The sequence below is a fragment of the Flavobacterium sp. genome (genome assembly GCF_028689845.1).
Taxonomy (GTDB): Bacteria; Bacteroidota; Bacteroidia; order Flavobacteriales; family Flavobacteriaceae; genus Flavobacterium.
On the sequence record NZ_JAQVCH010000048.1, the window covers coordinates 1 to 14,060 of the forward strand.

The 14,060-nt window shown below is 33.9% G+C and carries 12 protein-coding genes and 1 pseudogene; 8 read left to right on the forward strand and 5 right to left on the reverse strand.

Features of this window, described 5'->3' with window-relative positions:
* The 3 genes and pseudogenes from PHR76_RS12575 to PHR76_RS12585 form a co-directional block, all read left to right on the forward strand.
* Positions 1 to 102: pseudogene (locus PHR76_RS12575) on the forward strand (IS1595 family transposase); the annotation flags it as partial.
* A gap of 105 nt (positions 103 to 207) precedes the next feature.
* Positions 208 to 501 carry a hypothetical protein gene (locus tag PHR76_RS12580; RefSeq protein ID WP_300063325.1) on the forward strand — a complete coding sequence of 98 codons (294 nt, stop codon included), beginning with the start codon at positions 208 to 210 and terminating at the stop codon, positions 499 to 501.
* Between the two features lie 12 nt (positions 502 to 513).
* Positions 514 to 807: a hypothetical protein gene (locus PHR76_RS12585; protein ID WP_300063328.1), complete on the forward strand. Its 294-nt coding sequence runs from the start codon at positions 514 to 516 to the stop codon at positions 805 to 807.
* A gap of 55 nt (positions 808 to 862) precedes the next feature.
* Here PHR76_RS12585 and PHR76_RS12590 read toward each other — a convergent pair whose 3' ends face one another.
* Together PHR76_RS12590 and PHR76_RS12595 are read right to left on the reverse strand one after the other, a co-directional pair.
* Positions 863 to 2,038, reverse strand: a complete 1,176-nt coding sequence (locus PHR76_RS12590) for a DUF255 domain-containing protein (protein ID WP_300063331.1) — start codon at positions 2,036 to 2,038, stop codon at positions 863 to 865.
* A gap of 24 nt (positions 2,039 to 2,062) precedes the next feature.
* Positions 2,063 to 2,479 carry an energy transducer TonB gene (locus PHR76_RS12595; protein ID WP_300063334.1) on the reverse strand — a complete coding sequence of 139 codons (417 nt, stop codon included), beginning with the start codon at positions 2,477 to 2,479 and terminating at the stop codon, positions 2,063 to 2,065.
* A gap of 179 nt (positions 2,480 to 2,658) precedes the next feature.
* On the opposite strand from PHR76_RS12595, the gene PHR76_RS12600 reads away from it, so the two are divergent.
* Positions 2,659 to 3,075 (forward strand): hypothetical protein, encoded by a 417-nt coding sequence (locus PHR76_RS12600; RefSeq protein ID WP_300063337.1) that lies wholly within the window; start codon positions 2,659 to 2,661, stop codon positions 3,073 to 3,075.
* A 317-nt stretch (positions 3,076 to 3,392) separates the two neighbouring features.
* On the opposite strand, the gene clpB is transcribed toward PHR76_RS12600, so the two are convergent.
* Positions 3,393 to 5,981, reverse strand: coding sequence for an ATP-dependent chaperone ClpB (gene clpB / locus PHR76_RS12605; RefSeq protein ID WP_300063339.1), 2,589 nt, complete (start codon positions 5,979 to 5,981; stop codon positions 3,393 to 3,395).
* 157 nt (positions 5,982 to 6,138) lie between these two features.
* Here clpB and ytxJ point away from each other — a divergent pair, with 157 nt between their 5' ends.
* Entirely contained in the window at positions 6,139 to 6,531 is a 393-nt protein-coding gene (gene ytxJ, locus PHR76_RS12610; protein WP_300063341.1) for a bacillithiol system redox-active protein YtxJ, read from the forward strand.
* Positions 6,532 to 6,536: 5 nt separating this feature from the next.
* On the opposite strand, the gene PHR76_RS12615 is transcribed toward ytxJ, so the two are convergent.
* Complete coding sequence (locus PHR76_RS12615) at positions 6,537 to 7,718, reverse strand: hypothetical protein (RefSeq protein ID WP_300063344.1); 1,182 nt, start codon at positions 7,716 to 7,718, stop codon at positions 6,537 to 6,539.
* A gap of 81 nt (positions 7,719 to 7,799) precedes the next feature.
* The gene (fahA, locus tag PHR76_RS12620) at positions 7,800 to 9,083 is read right to left on the reverse strand and encodes a fumarylacetoacetase (protein WP_300063347.1); all 1,284 of its coding nucleotides are present in this window, start codon (positions 9,081 to 9,083) and stop codon (positions 7,800 to 7,802) included.
* Positions 9,084 to 9,192: 109 nt separating this feature from the next.
* Here fahA and glyA point away from each other — a divergent pair, with 109 nt between their 5' ends.
* The 3 genes from glyA to PHR76_RS12635 all read left to right on the forward strand — a co-directional run.
* Positions 9,193 to 10,467 carry a serine hydroxymethyltransferase gene (glyA, locus tag PHR76_RS12625; protein ID WP_300063349.1) on the forward strand — a complete coding sequence of 425 codons (1,275 nt, stop codon included), beginning with the start codon at positions 9,193 to 9,195 and terminating at the stop codon, positions 10,465 to 10,467.
* 116 nt (positions 10,468 to 10,583) lie between these two features.
* Positions 10,584 to 12,875 carry a LysM peptidoglycan-binding domain-containing protein gene (locus tag PHR76_RS12630; protein ID WP_300063353.1) on the forward strand — a complete coding sequence of 764 codons (2,292 nt, stop codon included), beginning with the start codon at positions 10,584 to 10,586 and terminating at the stop codon, positions 12,873 to 12,875.
* Between the two features lie 21 nt (positions 12,876 to 12,896).
* Positions 12,897 to 14,060: hypothetical protein (locus PHR76_RS12635; RefSeq protein ID WP_300063356.1), on the forward strand; the 1,164-nt coding region annotated here is incomplete at its 3' end.

Consider the following 14,060-nt stretch of genomic DNA (forward strand, 5'->3'; position numbering starts at 1 on the left):
CTTCAATTATATCTAAATGAGTTTGTTTACAAGTTAAATAGAAGATATTTTGAAGAAAAACTATTCGATAGATTAGTAATTGCTGGCATTACAGGATTATGACAAAAAACGGACAATCAAAAAATATTTTAAAAAAAGTAGTGTTATTTCAAAAATTATGTTAAATTTGATTCCCCTTAAATCTATTATTAACTTAAATTTAGCACTATGGCCACTCTTTACGAATCCATTGAAAACGAGAAAATTTCTTCTCTCGTGTTTCCTAAATCTGATGTATTAAGCAAAAATGAAGCTATTATTCAACGGATATCCGAATTGAAATTAGCACTGTCATTTGGTAATCTTGATTATTTTAAAATTAAGATTTATTTTGAAGACAACCAATCTAAAAAAGTGGTTGAAGCAAAAGTTTGTGGTGTTACCAATAAACGGGTGATATTAACACATGGTATAGGAATTCCCATTAATAGAATCTATAGAACTTTTAAGTTTTACACTTAAAAAAGAGTAACTATGACGGAAACCTTAACCACTTTCTTTGAGCCAATCGAGAAAGAAGAAATCTATTTCCTTGAATTTCCCAAAACCGATGTTTTAGAAGATAAAAGCCTTAAAAGACAGCGTATTGCTAGCCTAACTAGAGGTTTAGCTTTTGGTAATATTAGTCAACTAAAGATTGAAATTTATTTTGAAGATAGTGAATCTAAAAAAGTTGTAAATACTACTATTTGGGATATAACTGATGATAAAGTAATCTTGAAAAAAGATGTCTTTATTCCGATAAACAGAATCTATTATTCGCAATAGAATCTTGTTAGTTTGTTAAGTTGAAGGCACCAACTATGCCGGTTGGTGCCTTTTTTTATAAATTTTTTAAAGTTGATAAATCTAAACCCTGCTCTTGAAAATAATCGACAACTAATTTTTTATATTCATTAGTTTTTGATGTATTTTTCATTTTTTGAAAACAAAGCAATTGCTGATAGAGTAATTCTCCTTTTTGTTCAGGTTCCATTGTTAAAGATTTTAACTTGTCGAGCTCTTGCACCACGACCAATAAATCTTCCTTACGATCAAAAAAACCAATAAATTTTTCGGTAACGTATAATGATGAATAACTATTTTCTTTAGACTTATCCAAGATTGTTTTTAGTAATGTTACGGCCTCCTCAGAATGATTAGAAGCGAGTAGTGCTTGGGCTTCTTCTTCCCATAAAAAATCATCGCGGTCATTTGATAATCCCAATGCAAGAGTCATTTCTTTAACTGCTCTTATCTTTTCTAAATTCCAATTTTCTTTTTCTTTTTGAATAGATGTTAATAAGATTCGCTCGAGTACTTTTTGTTCTTCTCCTTTATGTATTCCTTTTTCAAAATCTTTCAAATTTGCACGATTTTCATACCAATAAATGTAAAAACCATTGTCTATACTAAAAACACTGTTTTTTAAAATAAGATAACTTTGGTTTGTTCCTAAATTTTGCTTTGGATAAACAATAAAAAGTTCATTTGAAATCGTATTGCTTAATGCATGATTTTGATAAAGTTGCACCAAGTCGGAATAGGCATAAAGTGTATTGATAGTTCGGTCGCCCGATGCATATTTTTGAGCAAGACTTCCTGTGCGTTCTTCGGGATTCATTGCTTTCTTTCCGATAGAAATTAAGTATTCTAAATCGTTTTTTGCACCAGAATAATGGATAAAATTTTTATCTTCATCAAAGAATAAAAAAAAGGGAACACCTGAAAATTTCAGGTTCCGTTCGGCCATAAAAAGGCTGTCTTTTACTTTTAATCCGTCTTTGGTGTTAATTTTGTAATTGATGAAATTGCGATTATAAAAATCGGCCATTTCCTTATTTTCAAAAAAGGGTTGAATACTTAAACAAATTGTACATTGGGTATTATAATATTCAATGAATACTAATTTGTTTTCCTTTTTTGCTTTTGTAAAAGCGGAGTCCAAATCTGAAATAAAATTGACTTGTTGACCAACACAAAAGGAAGTGAATAAAAGAAATAAAGCGAACGGTTTCAAGGTTTTTAATTTAAAAGTGTATTATTAAATGCGATCGATAACAATAGGTAAAATGTATTGACATCGCACTTGTTTTTTGTCTTTTATTGCAGGATACCAGGGTTCATCAAACTTAGTCATCACCCGAATGGCTTCTTTTTTAAAGTTCTCTGGAACATCATTTACGATTTTAATATCAGAAATACTGCCGTCTAATTCGACTATGAAACTACAAATTATTTTTTGAACTGCCGCTTCATTTTTAGGAAATTTGAAGTTTCTAGACATAAATCGATACATGCCATTTTCACCATACATCAATTTAGGTTTGCTATCTACTTGCGATTCTAAATAAACGGGTTCACCTTTGACAGTATGATTTAGATTTTGAGCATAATTTGTTTCTTGAGCAACAAGAATAGTTGTAAAAATTAAAAAGCAAAAAGAGTAGAAATAGTTCATCTTAAATTAAAATTTAATAGCGTTTTATAAATTGAGCAAAAACTAAATAAAATACAGCTATATTTATAAAGTAAATAACTGTTTTTGTTTAAAAAAATTGTGTAATTATATTTTTGATTAGAAAATGAAATAACTCGTTTATTTAATTAATTTTGCAAACTATAACAAATGTTAAAAATATGAAAAAAATTATTACTTTACTTTTAGTTGCTTTTGTCTTTATGCCTGATTTATCGGCACAAAGTTTTACTGCGAATAAAAGAATTACCCTTTACGGCTCTTACACCTTTGATGACAGTGTAGATTCTTATTATGATTTTGGTAATTATTATCAAGGAAAAATCAATGACGGAATGCTTTATGGCGTAGGATTAGAATTTGAATTTAGACCCTCTGCTTTTATTGAAATTTCTTATTTAAGAGAAACAACTACTGCTCCAATTCAGTATTATACGGGAGGTATATTTTCGCAATACAGTAATTTTGATGTTGCCTTAAATTACGTTATGTTAGGTGTAAATCAAAGTTTTAGAAAGTCAGGTTCAATGGTGGAAGGTTTTGGTGGATTTTCATTAGGAATGGCATTGGTAGTTTAGATAATAACGCGAATACCCCAGCAGCAAGAATTTCAGAAGATTTTACAAAATTTGCTTGGGGTCTAAAAGGAGGAGCTATTATTTGGGCATCACCTAATTTTGGAATTAAATTACAAGCTCAATTACTCTCTATTGCACAATCAGTGGGTGGTGGTTTTTACTACGGTTCAGGTGGCGTGAGCACTGGAGTAAGTACTTACTCTTCTATTTATCAATTTAGTTTAGGTGGCGGTTTGACTTATAATTTTAATTAGTCATTTTTAAAAAGCAATAAAAAAAGCGATTAGAATTTCTAATCGCTTTTTTGTTTTAAGGCTTTATTGATTTCTAAACACCAACTCTCCATCAAAACTATCTAATAGAATGATACTGTCTGCTGTTATTTTACCTGCCAATATTTCTTTAGATAATTTATTTAAAACTTCCCGCTGAATAACTCGTTTCACTGGTCTTGCTCCAAACTGTGGATCGAAACCTTTTTCAGCTAAATAATCAATCGCTTCGGGTGTGGCATCCATCGTAATGTTTTGTTGAGCTAACATCTTTGTTACATTTTTTAATTGTAACCCAACGATTTCTCTAATATTTTCTGGGTTTAAAGGTGTAAACATCACAATTTCATCAATACGGTTAATAAATTCAGGCCGCACCGTTTGTTTTAAAAGTGCGAGAATTTCAATTTTTGCTGCCTCAGTCGCTGCTTCTACGCTGCCTTTTAAGTTTTCAAATTTTTCTTGAATGATTTGACTTCCCATATTACTAGTCATAATAATAATGGTGTTTTTAAAATCAGCCAATCGTCCTTTGTTATCGGTTAATCGTCCTTCATCCAGCACTTGTAACAATATATTAAACGTATCGGGATGGGCTTTTTCAATTTCATCTAACAGTATAACGGAATACGGTTTTCTTCGAACTGCTTCAGTTAATTGCCCCCCTTCCTCATAACCCACATAGCCTGGAGGAGCTCCAACTAATCGGCTCACACTATGCCGTTCCTGATATTCACTCATGTCAATTCTAGTCAAAGCACTTTCATCATCAAATAAATATTCAGCCAATGCTTTTGCTAATTCGGTCTTACCAACACCCGTAGTTCCTAGAAAAAGAAACGTTCCTAACGGTTTTTTCATGTCTTGTAAACCAGCACGACTTCTTCTTACGGCATCACTAATTGCTTCAATGGCTTCTTCTTGACCAACAACACGGCGGTGTAATTCATCTTCTAAATGCAAGAGTTTTTCTCTTTCACCTTGTAGCATTTTCATGACCGGAATACCTGTCCATTTTGCAACTATTTCGGCAATATCTTCTCGAGTCACTTCTTCTTTGATTAAGGAAACACCTGCTTGTTTCTCGGCTAAAGCCTGTTGTGAAACCTCTAACTTTTCTTGTGCCTCTTTAATTTTTCCGTAACGAATTTCTGCTACTTTACCATAATCACCTTCTCGTTCTGCTTTTTCTGCTTCTAATTTATAGGTTTCAATTTCTTGTTTGATGGTTTGAATGGCATCAACAATGTCTTTTTCCGATTTCCACTTTGTATAGATTTCGTTTCGATCTTCTTTTAAATTGGCCAAATCTAAACCGAGTGATTTCAATTTAATTTCGTCATCTTCCCGTTTAATTGCTTCAATTTCAATTTCTAATTGCATGATTTTTCTATCCAAAACATCCAATTCTTCAGGCTTAGAATTGATTTCCATTCGCAGTTTAGAAGCGGCTTCATCCATCAAATCAATAGCTTTATCAGGCAAAAACCGATTGGTGATATACCGTTGTGAAAGTTCCACTGCAGCAATAATCGCATCATCTTTGATTCGGACTTTATGGTGAGCTTCATACTTTTCTTTGATTCCTCTCAAAATTGAAATAGCACTTTCGGTATCGGGTTCGTCAACTACAATTTTTTGAAATCGGCGTTCCAAGGCTTTGTCTTTTTCAAAATATTTTTGATATTCGTCCAATGTCGTTGCACCAATCGCTCGCAACTCTCCTCTTGCTAAGGCAGGCTTTAAAATATTAGCAGCATCCATCGCACCTTCGCCACCGCCAGCACCAACTAGGGTGTGAATTTCATCAATAAATAAGACAATATCACCTTCAGCCGAAGTCACCTCTTTGACTACTGCTTTTAATCGCTCTTCAAACTCACCTTTATATTTTGCACCAGCAATTAGGGCACCCATATCAAGTGAAAAAACGATTTTATCTTTTAAGTTTTCAGGCACATCGCCATCTACAATTCGGTGGGCAAGTCCTTCTGCAATTGCTGTTTTACCCACACCTGGTTCGCCCACAAGCATCGGATTGTTTTTGGTTCTACGAGTCAGTATTTGTAAGACTCTTCGAATTTCTTCATCACGTCCAATAACTGGGTCAAGTTTGCCGTTTCTAGCCAATTCGTTGAGGTTTTTGGCATATTTATTTAGAGCGTTGTAGGTTTCTTCCGCTGAAGCTGATGTCACGCGTTCACCTTTACGAATTTCCGCAATGGCCGTTTCTAGTCCTTTTTCGGTTACACCTTGGTCTTTTAAAATTTGAGCTATTTTGCTTTTTGATTTAAAAATGGCCAAAACCAAATGCTCAATAGAAACAAATTCATCGTTCATTTTTTTGGCAATAGAAAGTGCATCCGATAAGGTTTGCGAGGTACTTCGAGCATACTGAATTTCGCCACCACTAACTTTTGGAAAATGCTGTAAGGTACTGTCTAGAATTTGAATGAATAACGGAACGTTGACATTGAGTTTTTTTAATAAAAAAGGCGTCACGTTTTCGTCTACTTCTAAAATTGCTTTGAATAAATGCTCATTTTCAATTTGTTGATGACCGAGCGTTTGAGCAAGTTGCTGTGCGTGTTGCAATGCTTCCTGCGATTTAATAGTTAAGTTGTTTAATGTCATATTTTTATGTTTTTAAACCTTGATTAGAGGTGTATTTTTTTTATCTTTGTGAAGGTTACGACAATTAATATTCCAATTACAACAACAAGACAAATTGTCTTATTTTTGAACTTTTATAGCAAGAAAACAAGCCAAAATGTCTTAAAACAAGCCAAATATGAGCATTTTAAATAAATTTTTCGGAACTAATAAAGAAGAAACACCTAGTGAAATTAGCTGGCGAAAGTTGATTGATTTAGGACAATTACAGGAAATCGAAACGCTTTCTTTTGAGAAACCAGTATTAATTTTTAAACACAGTACGCGTTGCAGTATTAGCCGCTTTGCCTTGAAGAATTTTGAAAGAGAATATGATTTTACAGAATCAGCATTGATACCTTATTTTTTAGATTTATTGGAATATAGAATGGTATCAAGCGAAATTGCAAACCGCTTTAAAGTGATACATCAATCGCCACAGATTTTGATTATCAAAGAGGGGAAATGTATTTATACCACTTCGCATGACGGAATAGATGCGTTGCTTTTAAAAGAAGTTATTTCAAATTAAAATCGTCAATATTGAATTTTATTTCGACTAATTATTTCTTTTAATTTCAGTTTTAAATCTTCACCAGTATCAAAAACCATTTGTTCATTTGAGGGGAATGGAATAGCTCTATTTCCAAAATAGGGAGTTAATTCTTCATCAAAAGCTCGTCGATCTCCACGAAAGGTAGCATAAATATGTTCAAATATAAATTCACTTCCCAACGGATAGGTATTGAGTAGTTGATTGTTTGTAAAATCAATATAATCTACTTTTGCCACTACTCGACAGGATTTAAATTGAGTAAATTGAATAGCTCTTCCTTTCACAGTAATCAGATTATCAACTTTAATGGGATTGCCTAAACTATCTTTTACAATTCCTCCATTTGCATTTAGTAAATTTTTGACACCTTCTTTAATTTGTTTCTCTTTGATAATTTGTTTTTCTCTGATTTGTTCAGGCGAAATATCAATTTGTCGAAAATTTAAAATTATACCATAATCATAATGAATATCGGGCTTACGATTACTATGATAAACCGTCCACTTATCGTTTAAACCATAGGTGCTAAAGTCGAGTAAATCGTTTTGTAATCGAACAGGAATTATCAAATTTGTTTCGTTTTTGGTAAAAACATGAACAAAATTTGTTCCTTTCAAACGGGCTTCTTCAATTAATTTAGAAACGTCTTTGAAGCCAGGATTGAGTTGATTTAAATAGGATAAATCTTGGAGAATAGTTCTAGCTTCAAGTTTAGTTGCGGTTAATAAACAACTTTTTGCGTTGGTATATAAATAATTTGAAAAAGCATTTTTACTCCCAACCATTTCAGTAGTATAATCTGAAAAATGAAAAATAGCATTTCGGTTTTCATTCAATAATCGAAGCGGTAAGAGTGGTCTGATTATTTCTTGCCGATTATTTAAAGCAACATAAGAAGAATAAATTTTTTCTAAATTGGCCGAATTAGCTTCTTTTGACCATAAGTCGATGTTTCTTAAATCGCGTTCATTGGCTTTAGCAAAAGCTTCTTCTAATATGGATATATAATCTTGTTTCCCTTTTGCATTTTTATTATTTTGCAAACTGTTAACCGCAATTGAAATTGCCTCATCATAATTTCCAGAATTTAGATAATGGGTTGATTGTTTAACGCCACAAGCGATGAAAAGCGATAAGAGTAACAGAATTGAAATTTTTTTCATTAGGATAATTAAAATTAGCAGTCAAATATACTAATCCTATATAAAGGAATAAAAAAATCCGGATAAATCCGGATAATTAATTTAGTGTCTGATAAACGGGGGAAGAAGTTTTGAACTCACTTCGCCAAAACCAATTCGGATTTGCCCGTTTTGACAATATCCTTTTAAGGTTATCGTATCATTATCATTAATAAATTTTCGTTCTGTACCATCTTTCATGGTGATTGGGTTTTTTCCTCCCCAAGTTAATTCTAGCATCGAACCATAGCTGTCTGGTGTTGGTCCAGAAATAGTTCCACTACCCATCATGTCGCCAGAATTTACTTTACAACCGTTAGAGGTGTGATGTGCCAATTGCTGAGCCATCGTCCAATACATATACTTAAAGTTAGATTTACTAATCAACAAAGATTCTGAATTTTCGGGCATTAAATAAGCTTCCAAGTTAATGTCAAAGGAATGTTTGCCTTTCTGCTGCAAGTAGGGAAGAGGTGCCGGCGATTGAATTGGTCCTTTGGTTTTAAAAGGTTCTAAAGCATCCATCGTTACAATCCAGGGTGAAATGGAGGAGGCAAAATTTTTGGCTAAAAATGGTCCTAGCGGCACATATTCCCATTTCTGAATATCGCGAGCACTCCAGTCATTTAACAAAACCATCCCAAAAATATAATCTTCTGCTTCGTTTACGGGAATAGTTTCTCCCATAATATTAGCATCAGTGGTGATAAAAGCCATTTCAAGTTCAAAATCAACTAAACGAGACGGGCCAAAAACAGGTTGTGTTTCGCCATTAGGTAAAGTTTGACCAAGTGGACGATGCACTGGAATACCAGAAGGGACTATTGTGGAGCTTCTGCCGTGATAGCCTACTGGAATGTGAAGCCAATTGGGCAACAAAGCATTTTCAGGATCACGAAACATTTTTCCTACATTCGTAGCATGTTCTTTACTCGAATAGAAGTCGGTGTAATCACCAATTAAAACTGGAAGTTGCATTTCTACTTCTTCCATTTTGAATATGATGATGTCCCGATGAACAGGATTATCTCTTAATTTCGGATTGGTATTGTCAAATAAATCACCAATTCGGTTGCGAACTAAACGCCATGTTTTTTTACCATCAGATATAAAATCATTAAGCGTATCTTGCATAAACATATCATCGGTCAAGTCAATACCTTCAAAGTAGTTCAGTTGTTGCATTGCTCCTAAATCAATGGCATAATCTCCAATTCGAGTACCAATGGTAACGATGTCATCTTTGGTTAAAAAAACTCCAAAAGGAATGTTCTGTATGGGAAAGTCACTGATTGTTGGTACATCTAACCAAGATTTTCTAGAAGGCGAGTTGGCGGTTATAGGCATTTTTAAGTAGATTTAAGTGTTGAAAAATTATCTATCAAATATATTATTAACTATCAATTTAACAAACGATTTTTGTAAATTTGAACTCAATTTAACGAAATATTATCAAATGCAACGCGACGAACAAATTTTTGAGCTCATTTTAGATGAGCAAGATAGACAAATTCACGGATTAGAATTAATTGCTTCAGAAAACTTTGTAAGTGATCAAGTAATGGAAGCAGCGGGCTCTGTATTAACCAATAAATATGCCGAAGGTTACCCAGGTAAACGCTATTATGGCGGTTGTGAAGTGGTAGACCAGGTGGAGCAAATTGCGATTGATCGAGCAAAAGCACTTTTTGGAGCGGCTTATGCCAATGTACAGCCTCATTCTGGCTCTCAAGCCAATACAGCAGTATTTTTTGCGTGTTTAAAACCAGGAGATAAATTTTTAGGATTCGATTTATCCCATGGAGGACATTTAACACACGGTTCGCCTGTTAATTTTTCAGGACGTTTATACAATCCTGTTTTTTATGGTGTGGAAAAAGAAACAGGTCTTTTGAATTATGATAAAATTCAAGAAATCGCAACGTTAGAAAAGCCAAAAATGATTATTGCGGGAGCATCCGCCTATTCTCGAGATATGGACTTTAAACGATTTAGAGAAATTGCAGATAGCGTAGGAGCTATTCTTTTGGCTGATATTTCGCATCCTGCGGGTTTAATTGCCAAAGGTCTACTAAATGATCCGGTGCCGCATTGCCATATTATTACAACAACAACACATAAAACCTTACGCGGACCAAGAGGCGGAATGATTTTAATGGGTGCCGATTTTGAAAATCCGTTCGGGATTAAAACACCAAAAGGAGAAACCCGAATGATGTCTGCTTTATTAGATTCAGCCGTTTTTCCTGGAAATCAAGGCGGGCCTTTAGAGCATATTATTGCAGCTAAAGCGGTCGCTTTTGGAGAAGCTTTATCAGATGAATTTTTTACCTATTCTTTACAGGTGCAAAAAAATGCTAAGGCAATGGCCGCAGCTTTTGTGAAAAGAGGCTACGATATTATTTCAGGCGGAACGGATAACCACATGATGTTGATTGACTTACGTAACAAAAACATCACAGGAAAAGAAGCTGAAAACGCCTTAGTAAAAGCTGAAATTACTGTGAATAAAAACATGGTTCCTTTTGATGATAAATCGCCTTTTGTGACATCAGGAATTCGTGTTGGAACACCAGCAATTACTACTCGAGGATTGGTTGAAACCGATATGGAAATTATTGTGGAATTAATCGACCGGGTTATTCTTAACCATACCAACGAAGAAATTCTTGAAGAGGTAGCAAATGAAGTGAATGATTTTATGGGAGAAAGAGCGATTTTTGTTTACTAAAAATTGTTAATAACAATCTTAATAACAACCTTTAAAAGCGAAAATCTTTTGAAGGTTTTTTTTTAAATTTATAAAATAGAAAAGTAAGTTTTTATTTACTAATGTATTTGTTAAGAATGAAAAAATATGGATTAATTGTTTTTCTTCTAATTTGTTTATTCTCAGGGCAATTAGTTGCTCAGGAAAATCTTATGAAGCATACGGTTCTGAAAGAAGAAACCGTGCTTTCTATTGCTCAAAAATATAAAGTCACACCAAATGATTTGTATCAGTTAAATCCAGACTTAGTTAATGGGATTCAAGAGAATCAAATCATAATAATACCTTCTTCAGCGGTTGTAAAATCACAACAATTACCAAAAAAGGAAGTCGTAGAAGTTGAAGAAAAGAAGCAAGACGTCATTTATTACACGGTACAGCCAGGTGAAACTAAATACGGGTTGTCAAAGCGATTTAAAATAAGTATAGCTCAATTGGAACAACAAAATCCGCATATTGTGATGGGTTTACAATCGGAGCATAAACTTGAAATACGCGGAGGAAACGATTCAAAACCGATTCAAAAAGAGGGTCAATCCGCTTCAGCGATAAATCAAAATAATAGGTATGAGATTTATACCGTATTGCCAAATGAAACACTGTATGGCATTTCAAAAAGACATGGAATTACAGTGCCACAATTAGAAAGTATCAATCAAGATTATTTGTCTGGAATTTTAAAAAGTGGTCAGTTGCTTCGAGTTCCATCTCAAATAAAACAACAGGTTGCTACAGAAAATGCAAACTATCATTTAGTGCAAGCGGGCGAAACTAAATTCGGATTATCTAAACGATATGGTGTTTCTATCGAAGAATTAGAGCGGAACAACCCACAAATTGTTCGCATGTTGCAAACGGGTCAACAAGTTGTTATTTATAATTCGAAATCGAATAGTTCAGAAGTCAAACAAGAAGTGGTTTCGGAAGAAGTAAAGGAAAAGCAAGAAACCGTAAAGCAAGAAACGGTTATCGAAAAAGTTGAACCAAAGAAACCGGCTATTACTGCTCCAAAAAACGAACCATCGGATTGGGTTGATTATGAAATTCAACCAAAGCAAACGCTATATGGTTTGTCTAAAATGACTGGGTTAACGCAAGAAAAATTAATTGAAAAAAACCCAAATTTAGAAATTGGAGTGCAAGCAGGAATGATTATCAAAATTCCAGGAGATAAAATTACTGCAGAATTAGCTTCTGCCTATAAAATTCCAACTGTTGTAGAAGAAGTAAAAGAAGAAAGTAAAAGCACTACTGAAAAACCAATAGTCAAATCGATTCCTTCTGTAGAGGTAAAAGGACTTTTAAAAACAATTAATAAAGTAGAGTCTAAGGAGGTCACTTTATTAATGCCTTTTTCTATGGATAAATGGACAGCGTATACTAACGATACTGCTGCTACTAAAGAAAAGATTGGCGATTATGATTTTTATATTGGAGCAACTATGGCAATTGATTCTTTAAGAAAAATGAACGTCTTGGTTGAGGTTAAAACGGTGGAATTGAGTGTAAATAAAGAAAATAAAATAGACGCGTCTTTGTTGAAAAAAAATAAAATCGAAAATTCGAAAGCAATTTTTTTATTTTCAGAAGGGATGAATGCTGAAAAAATAAGTGAATTTGCATCAAAAGAAACTATTCCATTGCTCATTAATCAGAAAAATGAAGTGGAAAAAAGCTATGCTTCTACTTATGTTGGAATTCCATCTAAAAATATTTTTTCAAAAATGATGTTGGCTTATTTCGCAGGTAAAAGCGGAAATGTAATTGTGGTAAGCGATGAAGAAAATGCAAATAAAACTGAATTTATTCAAAATCATTACCCAAAAGCTAGGTTTATAACCGTTAGTGATAAAGGAGTAATTGAAGCAGAAGCACTTCAAAATGAATTAATTCACAACCGAAAAAATTATGTGGTTTTAAATACGGAAAAAACAGGATTAATTTTAAATACCACCACCATTTTACTGAAAGAGTCAACCACTTATGATATTCAATTGGCTTTATTGCAACCCAAAGAGGCAATTACTGGCGAAGGCTTGTCGGATATGCGATTTAAGGCTTTGAAGATGTTGTATCCGTCCTTTTCGAAAAGAACAAATCAAGCTGACATCAATCGCTTTAAAGCAGCTTTTCAAAAGAAATATAATGCACAGCCATCCGAACAAGTTTTTCAAGGATTTGATTTAACATATGATGCGATAATTCGCTTGTTTCAAGACGCAAGTTTTGAAGCAACAGCAAAAGATGAAATAACAGAACAACTCCTTTTTACGTTTCAATATGTTATAAATCCAGAAGGAGGATATTCTAATCAAGGAGGCTATATCCTGCAATATGATGTAGATTCCGATTCTAAACTTGCCAATTAATAGTGCTAACCTAATTCATTTATGATTAGTTTTTATAAAAAAATTGATAAATTTAATTTAATTTTTATTCCATATAAAAATTATTGTGTTCTGCTATTCTTAGTATTTAGTACCACTTTATCTTTTGCTCAATGTCCTACCGTTACAAATGTAAATCAATCGTTTTGCGATATTCAATCGCCTACAATTGCGAGTTTGCAAGCCACAAATAATGGAGGTGGAATTGCGTGGTTTGCTACGGCTACTTCGCCTACACCATTATTGTCAACCGCTGGTTTAATAAACGGTGAAGATTATTTTGCAGATAATAGTGCAGGGAATTGTGGAGGAAGAGTTCAAGTGTTTGTCTCTGTATTTTCCGCACCCACAGGTCAAAATTTTCAAGGAGTTTGTGTCGATTTTCCAAGTCAAGCAACCATTGCAAGTCTAATTGCCGTAGGAAATAATGTGCAATGGTATAATGTACCGGTAGGCGGAAGTCCTTTGTTGCCAACTACCGTATTAATTCCGAATACTATTTATTATGCCAACCAAACCAATCCCAACACAGGATGTCTTACCTCAAGGTTATCTGTTTTTGTAAGTATCGGCGTGGTACCAGTTCCTACAGGAGCTGCGATTCAATATTTTTGTAATAATCCAGCAAATCCTCCTACCATAGCAAATTTAAATGCTACTGGAAATAATAATTGGTATTTAACAAATACTTCTGCTTTACCTTTAGAATTGGATACTCCTTTGGTAGACGGACAAACTTATTATGCAACTACAACTGACCCTCCTTGCGAAAGTGATGAGCGTTTGCCAGTTACCGTTGTGATTCAGCCTATAAATGATGCGGGTCAAAATGGTACTTTTAGTCTTTGTGAAACTGATTTAACGACTGGTATTCCTGTTAATTTGTTTGATTCGCTAGGAGGAAACCCTTTTACTTCTGGAACATGGACTGGCCCATTTTCAACATCCAATGGTAATTTAGGTACATTAGATATCTCGCTTCTTACCATTGCTGGAAGTCCGTATGTCTTCACGTATACCGTTTCAGAGTCAACAGAATGTCCAATTGCTTCTGCGACAGTCACCATAACCATCAACCCAGCTCCTAATGCAGGAAGCGATGGTTCAATAATTTTATGTACCACCAGTCCAAGTATTGATTTATTCACCTTATTAGGTAATAACCCA